The 18756-nt window shown below is 72.9% G+C and carries 21 protein-coding genes; 12 read left to right on the top strand and 9 right to left on the bottom strand.

The annotated features are described in order from the left end of the window. Positions 1-1747 (bottom strand): proline dehydrogenase family protein (locus DW309_RS03985; RefSeq protein WP_205812611.1); only part of this gene is annotated, 1747 nt, incomplete at its 3' end. A gap of 74 nt (positions 1748-1821) precedes the next feature. On the opposite strand from DW309_RS03985, the gene DW309_RS03980 reads away from it, so the two are divergent. The 3 genes from DW309_RS03980 to DW309_RS03970 are packed head-to-tail and all read left to right on the top strand — an operon-like array spanning position 1822 to position 3649. Then, the gene (locus DW309_RS03980) at positions 1822-2502 is read left to right on the top strand and encodes a hypothetical protein (protein WP_136044621.1); all 681 of its coding nucleotides are present in this window, start codon (positions 1822-1824) and stop codon (positions 2500-2502) included. Further along, complete coding sequence (locus DW309_RS03975) at positions 2499-3062, top strand: DUF4352 domain-containing protein (RefSeq protein ID WP_136044620.1); 564 nt, start codon at positions 2499-2501, stop codon at positions 3060-3062. Before DW309_RS03980 ends, DW309_RS03975 begins: the two co-directional genes overlap by 4 nt. Then, positions 3059-3649, top strand: a complete 591-nt coding sequence (locus tag DW309_RS03970) for a hypothetical protein (RefSeq protein ID WP_136044619.1) — start codon at positions 3059-3061, stop codon at positions 3647-3649. Before DW309_RS03975 ends, DW309_RS03970 begins: the two co-directional genes overlap by 4 nt. On the opposite strand, the gene DW309_RS03965 is transcribed toward DW309_RS03970, so the two are convergent. Together DW309_RS03965 and DW309_RS03960 are read right to left on the bottom strand one after the other, a co-directional pair. After that, positions 3604-5004, bottom strand: a complete 1401-nt coding sequence (locus DW309_RS03965) for a hypothetical protein (RefSeq protein WP_136034132.1) — start codon at positions 5002-5004, stop codon at positions 3604-3606. The genes DW309_RS03970 and DW309_RS03965 overlap by 46 nt on opposite strands. Before the next feature lie 39 nt (positions 5005-5043). Then, complete coding sequence (locus tag DW309_RS03960; RefSeq protein WP_136034130.1) at positions 5044-5604, bottom strand: acyl-CoA thioesterase; 561 nt, start codon at positions 5602-5604, stop codon at positions 5044-5046. A gap of 130 nt (positions 5605-5734) precedes the next feature. Between DW309_RS03960 and DW309_RS03955 the strand changes: the two genes are divergently transcribed. Beyond that, a complete protein-coding gene (locus DW309_RS03955) occupies positions 5735-6244 on the top strand; it encodes a GNAT family N-acetyltransferase (protein ID WP_136034128.1) in 510 nt (169 codons plus the stop codon). 24 nt (positions 6245-6268) lie between these two features. Beyond that, positions 6269-6901 (top strand): dephospho-CoA kinase, encoded by a 633-nt coding sequence (coaE, locus tag DW309_RS03950; RefSeq protein WP_206252619.1) that lies wholly within the window; start codon positions 6269-6271, stop codon positions 6899-6901. Here coaE and DW309_RS03945 read toward each other — a convergent pair. The 3 genes from DW309_RS03945 to DW309_RS03935 are packed head-to-tail and all read right to left on the bottom strand — an operon-like array spanning position 6876 to position 9468. After that, entirely contained in the window at positions 6876-7790 is a 915-nt protein-coding gene (locus DW309_RS03945; protein ID WP_136044618.1) for an NAD-dependent epimerase/dehydratase family protein, read from the bottom strand. The genes coaE and DW309_RS03945 overlap by 26 nt on opposite strands. Beyond that, positions 7787-8569, bottom strand: a complete 783-nt coding sequence (locus tag DW309_RS03940) for a MaoC/PaaZ C-terminal domain-containing protein (protein ID WP_136044617.1) — start codon at positions 8567-8569, stop codon at positions 7787-7789. Before DW309_RS03940 ends, DW309_RS03945 begins: the two co-directional genes overlap by 4 nt. Next, positions 8566-9468 (bottom strand): SDR family oxidoreductase, encoded by a 903-nt coding sequence (locus DW309_RS03935; RefSeq protein WP_136044616.1) that lies wholly within the window; start codon positions 9466-9468, stop codon positions 8566-8568. Before DW309_RS03935 ends, DW309_RS03940 begins: the two co-directional genes overlap by 4 nt. A 153-nt stretch (positions 9469-9621) precedes the next feature. On the opposite strand from DW309_RS03935, the gene DW309_RS03930 reads away from it, so the two are divergent. From DW309_RS03930 to DW309_RS03915, 4 genes are read left to right on the top strand one after another with little or no spacing between them, the layout of a single operon-like run. Beyond that, positions 9622-10380, top strand: a complete 759-nt coding sequence (locus DW309_RS03930; protein ID WP_136037419.1) for an enoyl-CoA hydratase family protein — start codon at positions 9622-9624, stop codon at positions 10378-10380. After that, positions 10377-11222, top strand: coding sequence for a CoA transferase subunit A (locus DW309_RS03925; RefSeq protein WP_136044615.1), 846 nt, complete (start codon positions 10377-10379; stop codon positions 11220-11222). Before DW309_RS03930 ends, DW309_RS03925 begins: the two co-directional genes overlap by 4 nt. Continuing rightward, entirely contained in the window at positions 11219-11968 is a 750-nt protein-coding gene (locus DW309_RS03920; protein WP_136044614.1) for a CoA-transferase, read from the top strand. Before DW309_RS03925 ends, DW309_RS03920 begins: the two co-directional genes overlap by 4 nt. After that, positions 11965-13038 (top strand): NAD(P)H-dependent flavin oxidoreductase, encoded by a 1074-nt coding sequence (locus tag DW309_RS03915; RefSeq protein WP_136044613.1) that lies wholly within the window; start codon positions 11965-11967, stop codon positions 13036-13038. Before DW309_RS03920 ends, DW309_RS03915 begins: the two co-directional genes overlap by 4 nt. Before the next feature lie 80 nt (positions 13039-13118). On the opposite strand, the gene DW309_RS03910 is transcribed toward DW309_RS03915, so the two are convergent. From DW309_RS03910 to DW309_RS03900, 3 genes are read right to left on the bottom strand one after another with little or no spacing between them, the layout of a single operon-like run. After that, a complete protein-coding gene (locus DW309_RS03910; protein WP_136044612.1) occupies positions 13119-14270 on the bottom strand; it encodes an acetyl-CoA C-acetyltransferase in 1152 nt (383 codons plus the stop codon). 20 nt (positions 14271-14290) lie between these two features. Then, on the bottom strand, positions 14291-15079 hold the full coding sequence (locus DW309_RS03905) for an SDR family oxidoreductase (RefSeq protein WP_136034109.1): 789 nt from the start codon (positions 15077-15079) through the stop codon (positions 14291-14293). Continuing rightward, positions 15076-16242: an acyl-CoA dehydrogenase family protein gene (locus tag DW309_RS03900; RefSeq protein ID WP_136034106.1), complete on the bottom strand. Its 1167-nt coding sequence runs from the start codon at positions 16240-16242 to the stop codon at positions 15076-15078. Before DW309_RS03900 ends, DW309_RS03905 begins: the two co-directional genes overlap by 4 nt. Before the next feature lie 109 nt (positions 16243-16351). On the opposite strand from DW309_RS03900, the gene DW309_RS03895 reads away from it, so the two are divergent. From DW309_RS03895 to DW309_RS03885, 3 genes are all read left to right on the top strand, one after another. Beyond that, on the top strand, positions 16352-17215 hold the full coding sequence (locus DW309_RS03895; RefSeq protein WP_136044611.1) for an enoyl-CoA hydratase: 864 nt from the start codon (positions 16352-16354) through the stop codon (positions 17213-17215). Continuing rightward, on the top strand, positions 17212-18381 hold the full coding sequence (locus tag DW309_RS03890; RefSeq protein ID WP_136034102.1) for an acyl-CoA dehydrogenase family protein: 1170 nt from the start codon (positions 17212-17214) through the stop codon (positions 18379-18381). Before DW309_RS03895 ends, DW309_RS03890 begins: the two co-directional genes overlap by 4 nt. Beyond that, on the top strand, positions 18381-18756 hold a 376-nt coding region (locus DW309_RS03885; RefSeq protein WP_205812610.1), incomplete at its 3' end, for an acyl-CoA dehydrogenase family protein. The genes DW309_RS03890 and DW309_RS03885, both read left to right, overlap by 1 nt.

Below are 18756 nucleotides of genomic sequence, written 5' to 3'. Positions count from 1 at the left end.
CTCTTCCGATCTCGGCGCGCACGCCCCGCACGAGGCGCCCGAGCTCGTCGGCGTCGTCCACGCGGGCGGCGGCGAGCACGGCCTCCCCCACGGTCGAGTCGGCCAGGCGACCACGGATCCCGTCGGCCCACTCCCGGTTGGCGGGCAGCGCGAGGTCGGTGTCCTGCGCGTTGGCGAAGCCCGGAGCGCCGCCCGTGTCCTCACCGCGCTCGCGGGCCGCGTACACCGCCGTCTCCAGGAAGGCCCCGGTGTCCGCGCCGTCGGTGCCGCGGGCGATGCCCAGCACCGCCTGCGTCAGGTCGGCCTCGGGGATCGGGGCCGCGGCGGTCGGGCGGACCGACTCGTGCACGGGTGCGAGCCGGTCCTGCGTGCGGCGCGGTCCGCGGAGCAGGGTCGCGTCCGTGGAGCGGTCGAGGGCGTCGAGGAACCGGTCGCGCTCCCGGGCGAACAGCCCCTCGTCCTCGTGCAGCCGGAAGGCCGCGGACAGGAAGTTGTCGGACGACGCGTTCTCCTCCAGCCGCCGCACCAGGTAGCTGATGGCCACGTCGAACTCGGCCGGGGCGACCACGGGCACGTACAGCAGCACCGGCCCGACCTCGCGCGACACGGCCCGCACCTGGCCCTGCGCCATCCCGAGCAGCATCTCGAACTCGATCGCATCGCGCACGCCGCGCTCGCCCGCGAGCAGCCAGGCGTAGGCGATGCCGAACAGGTTGTGCCCGGCGATCCCCAGCTTCACGGCGGAGGTGTGCGCGGGCGTGAGCGCCCAATCCAGGCAGCGGAGGTAGTTCGCGTCGGTGTCGAGCTTGGTGTCGTAGGTCGCGGGGGTCCAGCCGTGCAGCCGCGCCTCGACGTGCTCCATGGCGAGGTTCGCGCCCTTCACGAGCCGCACCTTGATGCGGGCACCCCCGTGGGCCACGCGGTCCTGCGCCCACGCGGTCAGCTCCTGCAGCGCGGGCAGCGCGTCGGGCAGGTAGGCCTGCAGCACGATGCCGGCCTCCAGCCGCGCCAGCCGCGGATCCTCCAGCAGCCGCGTGAACACCGCGATCGTGAGGTCGAGGTCGCGGTACTCCTCCATGTCGAGGTTGATGAAGGTGCCGTCGTCCGCCGCGGTCAGGTACAGCGGCAGCAGACGCTGCACCACGCGGTCGACGACGGCGTCGAACCCCCACATCGAGATGCGGCTCATGATGGCCGACACCTTGACCGACACGTAGTCCACGTCGGCGCGGCGGATGAGCTCGTGGATGCCGTCGAGCCGGCGCTGCGCCTCGGCCTCGCCCAGCACCGCCTCGCCCAGCAGGTTGAGGTTGAGCCGCGAGCCCGAGGCACGCAGCCGCTCGATCGCGGGGCCGAGCTTGGCGGGACGCGCGTCGACCACGAGGTGCCCGACCATGTCGCGCAGCGCCCGCCGCGCGATCGGCACGACCGGGGTCGGCAGCACGGGCGCGACACCCCCGCCCAGACGCACGGCCGAGCGCAGGTACCAGGGCAGGAACTCGGGCACGATCGGCGCGATGCGGTGCAGGCGGGCGGCGGCCGCGGTCAGGCTCTCCGGGCGCATCACCCCGTCGACGAAGCCGAGCGTGAAGGGCAGGCCGTTCGCGTCGCGCAGCACCCCGGCCAGGCGTGCGGCCGCGGGGTCGACCTCGGCCGCCGCGGCCTCGATCACCCAGCGGCGCGCCAGGTCGATCGCACGGTCGGAGAGGGGGGCGGACGACGCGGCATCCGGCGGGAGCTCGGCCATGATCCTCAGCCTATGACCGGGCCCCTGTTTCGGCGGGAGCCCGGGCCGCACGACCTCGCCCCTATGCTGTTGCCGTGACCACGACACCGCCGGAGGGGACGGCGCCGCAGGGCCGCAGCGACGCGTCCGCCGCCCGGGCCAGGGTGCTGGGGTGGGCGCGGCGCAGCATCGACCTGATCCCGACCCCGTGGCTGCTCACCGGCGCGGGGGCGCTGCTCCTCGCCGGCACCGCGGTGTTCGGCGGGCTGGAGGCGGCCGCGGTCGACCCGATCCCCGAGGTCGCGGTGGGTGAGACGTACGCGGGGTCCGACCTGGAGCTGACGGTCGTGGCGGTGGAGCTGCGCGACGACCGCGGGCAGACGTGGGTGTTCCCCGACGAGGAGAAGGGCGAGCGCGTGCTGGTGGTCACGGTCGACGCGGTGAACACCTTCCACGCCCCGCGCGGCTCGACCTCGGGCGTCCCCGAGTCGGCGGTGGTCGACGGCATCCGCATCGAGGGCCTCGACGAGAAGGGGCAGGTGTCGCGGGCCGACGACGGACGCGGGGCCCCGACGCTGCAGCCCGACGTCCCCGCTCGACTGCTGCTCGCCTGGCTCGTGGGGCCGGACGACTACCGGGAGGGCGAGGAGCTCACGCTCACCCTGCCGGACTCCACGCACGCGGTCGGCTCGCGGGTGATCCGCGGGGACTACTGGACCGACGTGCGGGTCGGCGCGACCCTCACGGCACGGATCGGCGAGGGGACGGCACCGTGAAGAAGCACGTCCTCGTGTGGCTGCTCACCGCGGCGCTGCTCGCCGGCGCGTGGGTGGTGTCGAAGGTCACGCTTCCGGACGACGCCGCGACGGCCGCGTTCCCCCGGGTCACGCGGATCGGCGAGGAGGCCGCCGTGCGCAACCTCGTCGTGACGATCACCGACGTGCGCCTGGCCGACCGGGTCGAAGACGCGGACGGCTGGTCGGCCGACGGCACCTGGCTGGTGGTCGACCTGGAGGCCGCGTCGGCGGTGACGCAGGACCTCAGCACCCTCTCGCTCGCGCAGCTCACCATCGGCGACCGCACGTTCAGCGCCACCGATCGCGGGACGACGTTCGCGCAGCAGCGGCTGGTGACCGGCGTCCCGCGCGCGGGGAGTCTGGCGTTCGAGCTGCCAGACGACGTCACGGACGACCGCGCCACCCTGCGCCTCGGGGTCGCGGGCGCCGGCATCGGCGAGGTCCTGCTCGACGGGGTCGTCGACCTGCCGCTCGACCTCGCCGACCTCCCGGTCGAGGCCGCCATCCTCCTGGACGAGAACGGGTGGGCCCGCCGATGACCATCCCTCCCCCGCCGCTGCCACCCGCGATCGCGGTCGAGCCCGCACCGGCCCCGCGTCGGCCGTCGTGGTGGCGTCGCAACGCCGTCGCGCTCGTCGCCCTCGCGGTGCTCGCCCCGGTCACCGCTGCGGCCGTCGGCTGGCAGGAGTGGTATCAGTACTTCGGGTTCGGGGCCAGGGCGGTCACCGCGATCACGGTCGACGAAGACGCCTCGGCCGACCTCGCCGGAGCCGAGTGGGGCCCGGTGCGCGGGGGCGAGATCGACGACGTGAGCGGCCTCGACGTCCCCGACGGCACGCGGCTGATCGCCGTGGCGGTGCCGGTCGACGCGAGCACCGCGGGCATCGGCTGCGAGACCCCGAAGCTGGTGGAGCGGGCGACGGGCCGCGAGTGGCGCCCCGTGCGTCTGGAGATCGGGCTGCTGTCCGACCCGGACGAGCCGGAGACGTGCCTGAGCGCAGAGGCCGGGGAGTACGAGCTGGTCGTGCCGTTCGTGGTGCCGGACGACGCGGAGGGCCCGTTCTGGGTGGACGTGCGACCCTACGACGCGGGCGGCTCGTTCCTCAGGTTCGCGTTCGAGCTCTGACCCCCCACGGCATCGCGCGGCGGGGCGGCGACGACGGCCGCGGCGACCGCGTCGACCGAGGAGGGCAGCAGCCCCGCGGCATCGGCGACGGCGCGCATCTCCGCCTCGGCCGCGGAACCGGTGGTGGTGTCGGAGCGCTCCTGCTGCTTGCGTCGCAGTCGCCCGAGCGTGGCGTCGTACGCGCCGCTGATCACGGCGATGCGCACGGGCTCGATCAGCAGCATCGGGACGAGGGACACGAGGGGCGTCGCGACCGCCCAGAAGACGAAGTCGTGCGGACCGATCAGGCGGGTGAGACCGAAGGCCAGGTACGACTCGAGCGCCTTCACCACCACGTACAGCAGGGCGTATGACGCGACCAGGAGCGGGCCGGCCCGCCACATCAGCAGCAGCGCGCGACCGATCGGGCGGAACCGGGCGCCGAGTTCGTCGCCGAGGTCTCTGAGCCGGCGCACGAGCGGGTTGGGGATGGCCTCGGCGTGCTGACGGAACCGCGACAGGAACCGGCTCTCGACGCGCAGCTTCTCGGCCACGATCGCCTGCCCGAACACGACGCCGGCGATCGTGAGCCACGCCAGCGGCGCCAGCAGCACCGGACCGGCCTCCGACAGCACCCAGCCGACCCCGTCCCACAGCCACCGCAGCGGCGCGACCGCGTCCAGCAGTCCCTCGCGCACGTCTTCCAGGACCGCCATCGCGGCTCGGCTGTCGACCCAGGCCTTGATCGCGTCGAACACGTCGCCGAGCACCATGACCGAGAAGAACACCCAGACGACCTCGAAGTACACCGCCACGGGCGAGAGCCAGGCGGCGAGTTTCGGCGACCACTTCGACCACGCCCATCGCCCGGCGAACGCGACGACGATGATCGCGATCGTCCAGACGTTGAGGGGCAGGTTGAGCACCGTGTCCTCCGAGCCGACGGCCGGTTCGCCGTTGACGCTCGCCGTCCAGATGATCCCGGAGCGCACCTCGAGGGCACGGGCCGAGTAGGTGCGCACGTCCTCGCCGAGCAGGCCCTGCGCCCAGTACACGGCGAAGAAGGGGAGGATCCCGGCGAGCAGCGCGGTGAGGAACGTCCGGCGCCGGTCGGCGGCGGACTCCGGGAGCGGGGCGACCTCCTGCAGGTTGCGCAGCCCGTCGCGCAGCACCAGGAACATGGCCACCAGGCTGACGAGCCGGGCGAGGATCGCGATGGGCAGCACCAGGAAGCCCAGCGTGGCCGAGGTGGCACCCACGAAACCGGCGATCTCGGTGATCACGTAGTGCACGAGGACCCCGGCCAGGTACCACGCCATGAGCGCGGGCCAGTGCCGCAGCAGCACGCGCCCGGCGGTCGTCAGGATGGCCAGCACAGCGTCAATATATCGGCAGTGCGCCCGCCGCGCGCCTGATCAGTTCCAGACGCTGGGGGCGGGCGTGCGCACGGGCGGGAGGGCGGAGGCCGCCGCCCAGTCGTGCACCCAGGCGTCGATCTCCGGCACGCCCTCCGGCTTGCCGACCGCGGCGAACAGCTCCTCGTTGCTCACGGTGCCGCCTGTGCGCCGCAGCACGCGCGCCCGCACGATGGCCCTGGCGTACACCTCGCCGTCGACCACGGCCCGGTGCTCCAGGAACAGCGCCCTGTCGTCGTGGCCGATGAACCGCGACTGCACCTCGAAGCGCTGCCACAGCTGCAGCGACTTGCGGAACGTGATGGTCTCGCTCGAGACGACCGCGTACCAGCCGCGCTGCTTCATCACGTCGAACAGCCCGGTGCGGATCAGGTGATCCCAACGGCCGAGGTCGAACAGCGACAGATAGCGGCCGTTGTTCATGTGCCGGAGGATGTCGAGGTCGGTGGGGAGGGTCGTGACGGTGACGCTGCTCACCGCGGTCGGGTCGAGGGTCTTCCCCTGCCGCACGCGACGCCGCGCGCCGAGGATCACGAGGAGGGTCCGCCAGATCACGTTCACGAGGGACGATCGTAGCCAGCGGCGCACGAACCGTGAATATCGTTGTGCGGTTCCTCCAGGCCGTTCACCCGCGCGTCACCCCGCTCCGCGCCGATTTCGAGTTTTCACGGGCCGCGCGTAGAGTCACCGCATGAGCGCCGAAGCCCAGCCCGAAGTCATCGTCCGTCCGGTCCGTGATGTGGATGCCGAAGCCCTCGGTCGCGTGCACGCGCAGTGCTGGCACGAGACCTACGATCACCTGATCAGCAAGGCCGCGCTGGAGAAGGTCTCGCCCCGCCGCATGGCCGAGCTGTGGACGCACTGGGCCGCCCAGGGCCCCGACTTCAAGATGAACGCGGCCCTCGTCGACGGCGAGATCGTCGGCTTCGTCGGCTCCGGCCCCGCCCGCGACAAGGACGCCCCCGCCTTCCGGGAGCTCTACTTCATCTACCTGCTCGACGCGTACCACTCCACCGGCATCGGCCAGAAGCTGTTCGACGCCGCAGTCGAGAAGGACGAGCCGCTCTACCTGTGGGTCGCGGAGGACAACCCCCGCGCGCACCGCTTCTACACGCGCAACGGCTTCCACCTCGACGGCGCCTCGCACACCGAGCCCTTCCTCGGCGAGACGCTGACCGAGGTCCGCTTCGTCCGTCCCTGACGCGTCGCGACACGGAGAACCCTCGTGACGGCGGCGATCCTGGTCGGACTCACGGGCGGGATCGCCGCGGGGAAGAGCACGGTCGCGCGCGCCCTGGCCGCGCACGGTGCCCGCATCGTAGACGGTGACGCGGCCGCCCGTGCCATCGTCGATCCCGGCACCACGGACGGCGCGGCGCTGCTCGACCGGATCACGGCGCTGCTCGGGGCCGAGGTCCGCACGGCGGACGGGTCTCTCGACCGGGCGGCGGTCGCGGCACGCGTGTTCGACGATCCCGCCCTCCTCTCCCGCTACAACGCCCTGCTGCGCCCGGCTCTGCTGGCCGAGGTGGCTGCGCGCATCGCCGAGGCCCGCCGCGAACCGGGTGTCGTGGTGCACGAGATCCCGCTGCTCAGCCGCACCACCGCCCCCCTGCCCTGGACGTACGACCGGGTCGTGACGGTCGAAGCCGCCGAGGCCATGCGCCTGCGCCGGTTGCGGGAGGAGCGGGGGCACGATGCGGCCGAGGCCGAGCGGCGGCTCCGCGCACAGGGCGCCGAGGCCGACCGGATCGCGATCGCCGACGAGGTGCTGCGCACGGACGGCACCCTCGCCGACACTCTCGCCGCGACGGCCGTGCTGTGGGAGCGGCTCAGCGCTGCGCGTCCGCCGCGGTGACGATCTCCGCCAGCGCGCGCTCGACATCGCCCCGGTCGTAGCCGAGCAGGGCGGTCTCCGCGGGGTCCGGCTCGTACGCGATCACCGCGCCGCGGCCCTGCACGATGAAGCGGTCGGGCTGGAACGGATGCTCCTCGTCGCGCTCCTCGATCGTGTGCGCGCTGCCGGCGGCGTCGGCGAGCAGCTGGAAGTAGTCGCGATACGTGAGGTTCGCGTCGCCCACCAGGTAGGCCCGCCCGCCCTCGCCCGCATCGAGCGCGCCCTGCACGGCCTGCGAGAGCGAGCGCACCGACAGGTAGTTGGTGCCGCCCGGCGGGGCGAACAGCGCGGGTTCGTCGAGCTCGCCGCGCGTCCACGCGATCATGCGGGCGAACCGCCGCAGGCCGCGCTCATCGGCGCCGACGATCGACGGCGGGTTCAGGGTGATCGCCGCGAAACCGTCGTCGCTCAGGGCGCGGGTGCGCTCGTCGGCGTCGCGCCGCGCCGCCACGTAGGGGATCCGCTCCGCCCACTCCGGGTGCAGCTGGTGGTAGTGGCTGCCGATCTGCACGAACCGGCCGACGCCCGCGGTCTTCGCGAGCGCGGCGAAGCGCGGCACCCCGACGCTCTGCGTGCGCTCCCAGAACGCGTCGTCCTCCTGCGCGGCGGGCACGTGGCGGATGTCGTTGCCCGCCGCGAACACGACCGCGTCGAAACCGTCGAGCAGCGCGGCGGACCCGGCGTCGGTGTAGTCGCCCCGGAGGCGCGGCATCCCGGCGATGGCCCGGGGGTCGCGCTCGGACGGCTCGCGCCGCGCCATCACGGTCACCGCGTCACCGCGCGCGGCGAGGTCGGCGGCAACGTGACTGCCGATCATCCCGGTCGCGCCGACCACCAGCACCCGGCTCATGCGAACACCGCCCGGCCGTCGGAGATCACGGACGTCCCGTCGCGCCGCAACTCGAAGTCGCCGCCGTGCCACGACTCGACCTCGAGCACATCGCCCGGGATGACCGGACCGCTGAACCGGCCCCGTAGCGAGCGGAGGTCGGCCGGATGCGCGCCCTGCTCGGAAGCGAGGACGAGGGTGGTGGCGGCGAGCGTGCACAGCCCCTGGAGGATCGGCACGGTCTGCCCGATCCGCGCGGACGCCGCGGGATCGATGTGGATGTGGTGGCGGTCGCCGGTCAGCCGGTACAGGGCGGCCTGCGTCGGGAACGTCGTCACGGCGGCCGTCGCACCCACCGGTCGCTCGTCGGTGGCAGCCCGCGCCGGGCCCCGTCCCCCACCGAACCCGCCCGCACCGGGCGCGAACAGTGACCAGGTCGCGGTGAACTCGGCGCACTCCACGATCACGTCGAACACGGCCGCGGAACCCTTGTCCCACACGTCGCCAACGCGGGCGGACAGCCGCAGCTCGCCCGAGCGCGGCAGCGGCCGGTGCACCTCCAGCGTCTGCGAGCCGTGCACGGCGCGGTCGTCGAACGCCCCCGCCTCGGCGAGCACGTCGGGCGCCCACTGCGCGAGCGTCAGCCCGAACGACGGGAGCACGCGCAGACGGTCCTCGAACACGAGATCGAGGTCGGTCGCGGCGGCCCCGACCGACAGCGCGTAGAGGATCGCGTCGCGCTCGTCGTAGCCGACTGTCCGCTCGCCGAGGTCGCGCCCGGCCCAGTCGCCCGCGCTCATGCGCCGTACACCGGCTCGGGGGCAGCAGCTTCGGCGACCAGGGCCCGCACCGCCTCGCCGACCTCGGCCGCGTCCCACCGCCGATCCCGGTCACGCCGGGGCCCGTGCCGCCATCCCTCCTCCAGGCAGAGGCGGCCGCCCTCGATCTCCAGCACGCGGCCGGTGACGTCGCAGTCCGCGCTGGCGAGCCAGGCGACCACGGGCGAGACGTTCGCCGGGTCCATGCGATCGAAGCCGTGCGCGGGCGCGGCCATCGCGTCGGCGAAGGGCCCCTCGGTCATGCGCGTGCGGGCGGATGGGGCGATCGCGTTGACGTGCACGCCGTACCGCTGCAGCTCGGCGGCGGCCACGAGGGTGAGGGAGGCGATGCCGCCCTTCGCGGCGGAGTAGGCCGCCTGCCCGATGCTGCCCTGGAGCCCGGCGCCGGACGAGGTGTTCACGACGCGGGCGACCGGCTGCCGCCCGGCCTTGGCCTCGGCACGCCAGTGCGCGCTCGCGTGGCGCAGCGGCGCGAAGTGCCCCTTGAGGTGCACGCGGATCACCGCGTCCCACTCGTCCTCGCCGGCGTTGACCAGCATGCGGTCGCGCACGAACCCGGCGTTGTTCACGAGGATGTCCAGTCGTCCGAACGCCGTGAGCGCCTGCTCGACGAGGGCCCCGGCCTGCGCGAAGTCGGCGATGTCGGCGCCGTTCGCGATCGCCTCTCCCCCGGCGGCCTCGATGAGCTCGACGACCTCCTGCGCCGGACCGACCGAGACGCCGTCACCGTCGAGGGTCGTGCCGAGGTCATTCACGACCACCTTCGCCCCCTGGCGCGCGAGCTCCAGCGCGTGCTCTCGGCCGAGGCCGCGACCGGCACCGGTGACGATGGCCACGCGGCCTTCGAGTATTCCTGCCATGGTCGACTCTCCTTCGAGCGGCGTCGGCGGACGCGGGTGGGATGCGCCCGAGCATACCAACCAAGCAATTGCTAGGGCAAATGCACGGTGAGGGTTCCGTCGATAACCAAGCAACTGCTAGGGTGCTTGAGCAAACGTTAGGTTAGGTGTCCGATGACGATCACTTCCACCCTGCACCCTCGCGGCGTCCGCACCGTCACGATGGACTACCCGCCGGTGAACGCACTCCCCGTCGCCGGGTGGTTCGACGTGGCCGCCGCGATGCGCGAGGCCACGGCCGACGCCGAGACCCGCGTCGTCATCCTCCGCGCCGAGGGCCGCGGGTTCAACGCGGGCGTCGACATCAAGGAGATGCAGCGCATCGAGGGCTTCTCCGGCATCCTCGGCGCCAACCGCGGCTGTTACGAGGCGTTCAAGGCCATCTACGAGTGCGCCGTTCCGGTCATCGCCGCCGTCAACGGTTTCTGCCTGGGCGGCGGGATCGGCCTCGTCGGCAACAGCGACGTGATCGTCGCCTCCGACGACGCGACCTTCGGCGTGCCCGAAGTGGACCGCGGCGCGCTCGGCGCCGCCACCCACCTGGCCCGCCTCGTGCCGCAGCATCTGCTGCGCTCGCTGTACTTCACGAGCCGCACGGTGACGGCGCAGCGTCTCGCGGAGTTCGGATCCGTCGACGCGGTGGTGCCGCGCGCCGACCTCGACGCGACCGCGCTCGCGCTCGCGGAGGAGATCGCCGCGAAGGACCCGCGCGTCATCCGCGCCGCCAAGGAGGCGCTGAACGGCATCGACCCGATCGACGTCAACCGCAGCTACCGGTTCGAGCAGGGCTTCACGTTCGAGCTCAACCTCGCCGGCGTCGCCGACCAGCACCGCGACGCGTTCGTCGCGACCGGCGAGAACCTGACGACATGACCACCGCCGGATCCGCCGCCGATCTCGCGCCGCTGATCCGCGACGGCATGACGATCGGCGTCGGCGGCTGGGGTTCGCGGCGTAAGCCGATGGCCCTCGTGCGGCAGATCGTGCTCTCCGGGGCGCGCGACCTGCGCATCGTCAGCTTCGGCGGACCGGACGTGGGCCTGCTCTGCGCCACCGGCCAGGCGTCCGAGATCGTGCACGGGTTCGTCTCGCTCGACAGCATCGCGATCGACCCTTACTTCGCGGACGCCCGGCAGTCCGGCGCGGTGCGCAGCGTGGAGTACGACGAGGCGATGCTGGTCGCCGGACTCCGCGCCGCCGCCCGGCGCCTGCCCTTCGAGGCCACCCGGGCGGGGGCGGGCTCGGACGCCGTCAGCCGCAACCCCCAGATCCGCACGATCACATCGCCCTACGCCGACGCCGAGGTGCTGGTGGCGATGCCCGCCGTGCCCCTCGACCTCGCCCTGCTCCACCTCGATCGGGCCGACGCCGCCGGCACCGCCGTGTGCCTCGGGCCGGACCTGTTCTTCGACGACCTGTTCGCGGGCGCGGCGGCGCACACCGTGGTGAGCGTGGAGGAGGTGGTGGACACCGCCGCGCTGTGGACGGGGCTCGGCCCCACGGCGCGCTTCCTCGACCGCACGCTCACCAACCGGATCGTGCATGCCCCGGGCGGAGCCGGGTTCACGGCGCATCCGCCCCATCACGACCGCGACGAGGAGGGGCAGCGCGCCTACGCCGCCGCGGCCGCCTCGCCCGCGGACCGTGAGGCGTATCTGACCCGGTTCCGGGCGGGCGAGCTCGCCCCGCGGACGAGTGAGGCGGCGACACCATGACGGCCACGCGCGCCGAGGTCGCGATCGCCGCGTGCAGCGACCTCTTCCGCGGCGCGGGCACGATCCTCGCGAGCCCCGTCGGCATCGTGCCCACCGTCGGGGTGCGGCTCGCGCGGCTCACGCACGCGCCCGGCCTGCTGCTCAGCGACGGCGAAGCCACCCTGTACGCCGACACCCCCGCCGTCGACGAGCCGTTCCGCGAGCCGGAGGCGCCGCTCCCCTACGCGCAGCTGTTCGAGCTGATCGCCCGCGGTCGCCGCCACGTGATCATGGGGGCCGCACAGCTCGACCGCCACGGCGACCAGAACCTGTCCGCGATCGGCGACCGCGACCGTCCCACCCGGCAGCTGCTCGGCGCCAGGGCCGCCGCCACGAACACCGTCAACCACGCGACCAGCTACTGGGTCGCCCGCCACAGCCCGCGCGTGTTCGTGGACCGGGTGGACGTGGTCACGGGCGTCGGGCCGGCCAGGGCGCGCACGGCCGGGGCCCACCGCTTCCACGACGTGCGCCGCATCGTCACCGACCTCGCGGTGCTCGACCTGACCGGCCCCGGCGACACGGTCGCCCTCGTCAGCCTGCACCCCGGCGTGACCCTCGACCGGGTGGTCGCGGCCACCGGCTTCCCGCTGCACATCCCCGCCGTCGTCCCCGAGACCCGGCAGCCCACCGCCGAGGAGCTGCGCCTGGTGCGCGAGCGTCTCGACCCCCGCGGACTCCGCGACCGAGAGGTGATCGCATCATGACCACGCCCCCGCAGCTCTCCACGCCGCTCACGCGCCTGACCGGCGTCGACCATCCGATCGTGCAGACCGGCATGGGCTGGGTCGCCGGCGCCCGCCTGGTCACCGCCACCGCGCAGGCCGGAGCGCTGGGCATCCTCGCCTCCGCCACCATGACCATCGACGAGCTCGAACGGCAGATCATCGAGGTGACCGAGCGCACCGACCGGCCCTTCGGCGTGAACCTGCGCGCCGACGCCGGGGATGCCACCGAGCGCGTCGAACTGCTCATCCGGCACGGCGTGAAGGTCGCCAGCTTCGCTCTCGCCCCACGACGCGAGCTGATCGAGCGACTCAAGGACCACGGCGTGGTCGTGATCCCCTCGATCGGGGCCGTGCGGCACGCCGAGAAGGTCGCGGCGTGGGGTGCGGACGCCGTGATGGTGCAGGGCGGTGAGGGCGGCGGTCACACCGGCGCCGTGCCCACCTCGATCCTGCTGCCCTCGGTGGTCGCGGCCGTCGACATCCCCGTGATCGCGGCCGGCGGCTTCCACGACGGACGGGGTCTCGCCGCCGCGCTCGCGTACGGCGCCGCCGGGGTCGGGATGGGCACGCGGTTCCTGCTCACGAGCGACAGTTCGGTGCCCGAGGCCGTGAAGCGGCGATACCTCGACGTCGGGCTGGACGGCACGGTCGTCACCTCGAAGGCCGACGGCATGCCCCACCGCCTGCTGCGCACCGAGTTCGTGGAGGGACTGGAGGGCGGAAGCGGGGTGTCCCGCCTGCTGCCGACGCTGCGCCGGTCGTGGGAGTTCAAGAAGCTGAGCGGCCTGAGCTGGCCGCAGCTGGTGCGGGATGCCGTGTCGATGAAGAAGGCGACCGGGCGCTCCTGGACGCAGATGACCCTCGCCGCGAACACTCCGGTGCTGCTGAAGGCCGGGCTCGTCGACGGCGACACCTCCGCGGGCATGCTCGCCGCCGGCCAGGTGGTGGGGCTGATCGACGACCTCCCCAGCTGCGAGGAGCTCGTCGACCGCGTGGTGCGCGACGCCGTGGCCCACCTCCGCGCCGCCGCCTCCTGCGTCCTCGCCTGAGCCCCGGGGAGCCGCGCCCCCCCGGGGCCCGGACGCACGCCATCCGCGGGTCGTCCGTCGTCAGGCCCGGATGCGCAGCCTCAGAGGCGCTCGATGATGGTGACGTTGGCGAGACCGCCGCCCTCGCACATGGTCTGCAGACCGTAGCGACCGCCGGTGCGTTCGAGCTCGTTCAGCAGCGTCGTCATGAGACGGGTGCCCGTCGCGCCGATCGGGTGACCGAGGGCGATGCCGCCCCCGTTCACGTTCACCTTCTCGTGCGGCACCCCGGTCTCGCGCATCCAGGCGAGCACGACCGACGCGAAGGCCTCGTTCACCTCGAACAGGTCGATGTCGTCGAGGCTCATGCGCGTGCGCTCCATCGCGTACCGCGTGGCGGGGATCGGCGCGGTGAGCATGAACACCGGGCTGTCGCCGCGCACCGACAGGTGGTGGATGCGCGCGCGGGGCGTGAGCCCGTGGTCCTTCACCGCCTGCGCGCTCGCGACGAGCACCGCGCTGGAGGCGTCGCTGATCTGCGAGGCCACGGCAGCCGTGAGCCGTCCGCCGGGGGTGAGCGTCTGCAGGCCCGCCATACGCTCGAGCGAGGTGTCGCGGCGCACGCCCTCGTCGCGGTCGAGCCCGTTCAGCGGGGCGATCTCGCCGTCGAACCGACCCTCGTCCTGCGCTCTGGCCGCCCGCTGATGGCTCTCCAGCGCGAACCGCTCCATCTCCTCGCGCGTGATGTCCCACTTCTCGGCGATCATCTCCGCGCCGACGAACTGCGAGATCTCCTGCCCGGGGTAGCGCTCCTGCCAGCCCGGCGACTCGGCGAACGGCGTGGTGAAGCCGTATGCCTCTCCGGCCACCATGGCCGAGGAGATCGGCAGCTGCGACATGTTCTGCAGACCGCCGGCGATCACCAGGTCGCTGGTCCCGCTCATCACGGCCTGCGCGGCGAAGTGCACGGCCTGCTGGCTCGAACCGCACTGCCGGTCGATCGTGACGCCGGGCACGTGCTCGGGGAAGCCAGCGACGAGCACGGCGGAGCGACCCACGTTGCCCGCCTGTCCTCCGATCGTGTCGGTCGCGCCGATGATCACGTCGTCGAGCGCGCCAGGGTCGATGCCCGTCCGCTCCACGAGCGCCTTCAGGCTGTGCGCGCCGAGGTCGGCCGGGTGGATGCCGGACAGCGAGCCGCCCCGCTTCCCGACGGGCGAGCGGACCGCGTCGACGATGTATGCCTCTGCCATGGTGTTCCTTCTCTCCGGGTTCACGCGTGCTGACTGCTGACGGCGACGACCTCGCCGGTCATATAAGAGGAGTATGCGCTGGCGAGGAACACCATGACGTTGGCGACCTCCCAGGGTTCCGCGGCCCGGCCGAACGCCTCGCGCGCTTTCAGCTGCTCCAGCAGCTCGGGCGAGGTGACCTTCTCCAGGAACGGGTGCATCGCGAGGCTCGGTGACACGGCGTTCACGCGGATGCCGTGCGGCGCGAAATCCATCGCCGCGCTGCGGGTGAGCGCCATCACGCCGGCCTTCGCGGCGGCGTAGTGGGCCTGCTCCACCTGCGCGCGCCAGCCGATCACGGACGCGTTGTTGACGATGACGCCGGCCGTGCCCGCCGCGACCATGCGGCGGCCGACCGCGCGCAGGCACCGGAACGTGCCGGTGAGGGTCACGTCGATCACCCTGTCCCACTGCTCGTCGGTCATGTCGAGGATCGACACCGACCCGCCGAGCCCGGCGTTGTTGATCATCACGTCGATCGCGCCGCCGTCCTCCGCGAGGTCGAGGAGGGCGGCGACCTGGTCCTCGACGGTCACGTCGCACACGGCGGTGCGCACGCGGTCGGCGCCGAAACGGTCACCCAGCTCGCTCTGCGTCTCGGCGAGGCGGCCGGCGTGCGTGTCGCCGAGCACCACGAGCGCCGCGCCCTCCTCCAGGCAGCGGACCGCGGCGGCCTGACCGATGCCGGCTCCGGCGGCGGCCGTGATGACGACGCGCTTCCCGTCGAGCAGGCCGTGACCGGGGACGTAGGCGGGGGCGGAAGAGCTCATGGGCGGGCCTCTCGGGGTAGGCCGAGCACGCGCTCGGCGATGACGGTGCGCTGGATCTCGTCGGAACCGCCGTAGATCGTGTCGGCGCGGCTGAACAGGAACAGCGTCTGCAGGTCGTCAAGCGCGTAGTCCGCGCCGACCCGCAGGGCCTCGGGTCCGGCGACCTCCATCGCGAGCTCGCCGAGCGCGCGGTGCCAGTTCGACCACAGCAGCTTCGCGACGGAGGCGCCGTCGCCCTGGGCACCGCCGAGCGTGCGGAGGGCGTGCTGGCGGATCACCTCCAGGTCCATGCGGGCGCGCACGAGCCGGTCGCGGATCACGGCATCGTCGATCGCGCCGGTGCGCTGCGCCGTCTCGATCACGGCGTCGAGCTCGCGACGGAACGCGATCTGCTGCGCGAGGGTGGAGACGCCGCGCTCGAAGCCGAGGGTCGCCATCGCGACGCGGAAGCCGTTCCCCTCGCCGCCTACGACGAGGTCGGCATCGGTGCGGGCGTCGTCGAAGAACACCTCGTTGAACTCGCTGGTCGCGGTGAGCTGCAGGATCGGGCGCACCTCGACGCCGGGCTGGTCCATCGGCACGAGCAGATACGACAGACCCTGGTGGCGGCTCGATCCCGGTTCGGTGCGGGCGATCACGAAGCACCAGTCGGCGTGCTGCGCGAGGGACGTCCACACCTTCTGCCCCGTGACGGACCACTCGTCGCCCGTGCGCTGAGCCTTGGTCGCCACCGCGGCGAGGTCGGATCCGGCGCCCGGCTCCGAGTAGCCCTGGCACCACAGCTCCTCGACCGCGACGATGCGCGGCAGGAAGCGGGCCTGCTGCGCGGGCGTGCCGTGCGCGATGAGGGTGGGGCCGAGCAGCTCCTCCCCCAGATGGTTCACGCGGGCGGGGGCGTCGGCGCGGGCGTACTCCTCGTGGAAGATGACCTGCTGCGCGATGCTGAGTCCGCGGCCGCCGTGCTCGACCGGCCAGCCCACGCACGTCCACCCCGCAGCGGCCAGGTGCCGGTTCCACTCCAGGCGCGCCTCGAAGTCCTCGTGCTCGCGACCGGAGCCGCCGCGGCCGCGCAGCGCGGCGAAGCGACCGGTGAGGTTCTCTTCCAGCCAGCCGCGGATCTCGGCGCGGAATCGCTCGTCCGCGTCGTGCTGCGTCGCGTCCATCTGTGCTCCTCATCGAGTCGTGGTCTTCGGCGGACCGTTCCCGTATAGTATCAAACTAAACCAAGCGATTGTTTGGTTTCGCTCCCGGGAGTTCAGAGAGGAACCCGCCATGACCGACGACTCGGACGCCGTGGTCACCTACGAGGTGCGCGGCACGACCGCGATCATCCGGCTGAACCGCCCCCAGTACCGCAACGCTCAGAACTCGAAGGTCACCTACGCCCTCGACGCCGCGTTCACCCGCGCCGTGGACGACGACGCCGTGAAGGTGATCGTGCTCGGCGGGAACGGGAAGCACTTCTGCGCCGGGCACGACATCGGCACCCCGGAGCGCGACATCGACCAGAGCTTCGAGCGCAGGGCCGTCATCTGGTGGGACCACGTCGGAGCCCAGGGCGTCGACTCCCGCTTCGCCCGCGAGTCCGAGGTCTACCTGGGGATGTGCCGCCGCTGGCGCGAGATCCCCAAGCCCGTGATCGCGATGGTGCAGGGTGCCTGCATCGCCGGAGGGCTCATGCTCGCCTGGTCGTGCGACTTCATCGTCGCCTCCGACGACGCGTTCTTCCAGGACCCGGTCGTCGCGATGGGCATCCCCGGCGTCGAGTACTTCGCACACCCCTGGGTGACCAACCCCCGCGCGGCCAAGGAGATGCTGTACACCGGCGACCGGATGCCCGCCGCCCGCGCGCACGAACTCGGCATGGTCAACCACGTCGTCCCGTCGTCCGAGCTGGAGCAGCGCACGCTCGAGCTCGCCGAGCGCATCGGCCGCATGCCCCGACTCGGGCTCGCCCTCGCGAAGAAGGCCGTGAACCAGGCGGAGGATCTGCAGGGCCTGCGCCCCGGCATGGACTCCGTGTTCGGGCTGCACCACGCCGCCCACGCGCACAACGCCGAGGTGGGCGGCGACTCCCTCGGCGGCGTGGACGTGCGCACCATCAAGGCCGACACCGCGGACGGAGCATCCCGATGAACCTCGACCTCACCCCCGCGCAGGAGGCCTTCGCCGCGGAGGCGCGCGCCTGGCTCACCGAGCACGTGCCGTCCACACCGCTGCCCTCGATGGACACGGCCGAGGGCTTCGCGGCGCACCGCGCGTGGGAGGCCGAGCTGGCGGAGGGCCGCTGGTCCGTCGTCTCCTGGCCCGAGCAGTACGGCGGCCGCGACGCCGGAATCACGGAGTGGGTGCTGTTCGAGGAGGAGTACTACCGCGCGGGCGCCCCGACCCGGGTGGCGCAGAACGGCATCTCCCTGCTCGCGCCGATCCTGTTCGAGCATGGCACCCCGGATCAGCACGAGCGGTACCTGCGCGCCATGACCGACGGCTCGCTGATCTGGGCGCAGGCGTGGTCGGAGCCCGGAGCGGGCAGCGACCTCGCCGCGATCCGCAGCACCGCCCGCCGCGACGACGACCGCGGCGGATGGGTGCTCAACGGCCAGAAGATCTGGAGCTCGCGCGCGGTGTGGGCCGACCGCGGGTTCGGCCTGTTCCGGTCCGACCCCGAAGCGCAGCGGCACCGCGGCCTGACGTACTTCCTGTTCCCGATGGACGCCGAGGGCATCACGGTGCGGGCGATCGCCCAGCTCGACGGCACGACCGGGTTCGCCGAGATCTTCTTCGACGACGTGTTCGTGCCCGATGAGGACGTGCTGGGCGCTCCCGGCGACGGGTGGCGCGTGGCCATGAGCACCGCGGGCAACGAGCGCGGACTGTCGCTGCGGGCGCCGGGACGGTTCCTCGCCGCGACCGACCGCCTGATCGCACTGCAGTCCGAGCGGGGCGCGACCGGCGAGGATGACGCCGTGGTGGACGCCTGGATCGGCGCGGAGGCCTACCGGCTGTTCACGTGGCAGACCGTGAGCACCCTGCTCGACGGTGGTGCGGTCGGCGCGGAGGGCAGCATCAACAAGGTGTTCTGGTCGGAGCTCGACGTACACATCCACGAGACCGCGCTGCGCATCCTGGGACCGGAGTCCGAGCTGCGCGGGGAGTCGGCGGTCGACGGCGGGCGCTGGGTCGACGACTACCAGTTCGCGCTCGCCGGTCCCATCTACGCGGGCACCAACGAGGTGCAGCGGAACATCATCGCGGAGCGGATCCTCGGACTCCCCCGCGGCGGAGACGGAAGGCGCGCCTGATGCGGTTCCTGCCCACGGAAGAACAGACCGCGTTCGCGGAGGCCATCGACGAGATCGTGGAGGGCGCGGGCGGCGCCGACGTCGCACGTGCCTGGGCCGACGGCGACACCGCCCCCGGGCTCGCCCTGTGGGCGCAGTTCGCCGAGCTCGGGCTGCTGGGGCTGCGGGTGAGCGAGGAGGCGGGCGGCTTCGGCGGCACCCTCGGCGACCTGGTGGTGGTGTTCGAGCGGCTCGGCTACCACGGCGTGCCCGGCCCCTACCTGGAGACGGTCGCGCTGCTGCCCTCCCTGGTGGACGACGGGACGCGGCAGGCCCTCGCCGCGGGAGCCATCGCCACCGCGGCGGTCGACGGTGTCGCTCCCGCCGCCGTGGACG

The sequence above is a fragment of the Microbacterium sp. K41 genome (genome assembly GCF_004794395.1).
GTDB classification, from domain to species: domain Bacteria; phylum Actinomycetota; class Actinomycetes; order Actinomycetales; family Microbacteriaceae; genus Microbacterium; species Microbacterium sufflavum.
The sequence above is the reverse complement of the archived record's forward strand: the minus strand, read 5'-3'. Positions and strand labels throughout refer to the sequence as shown.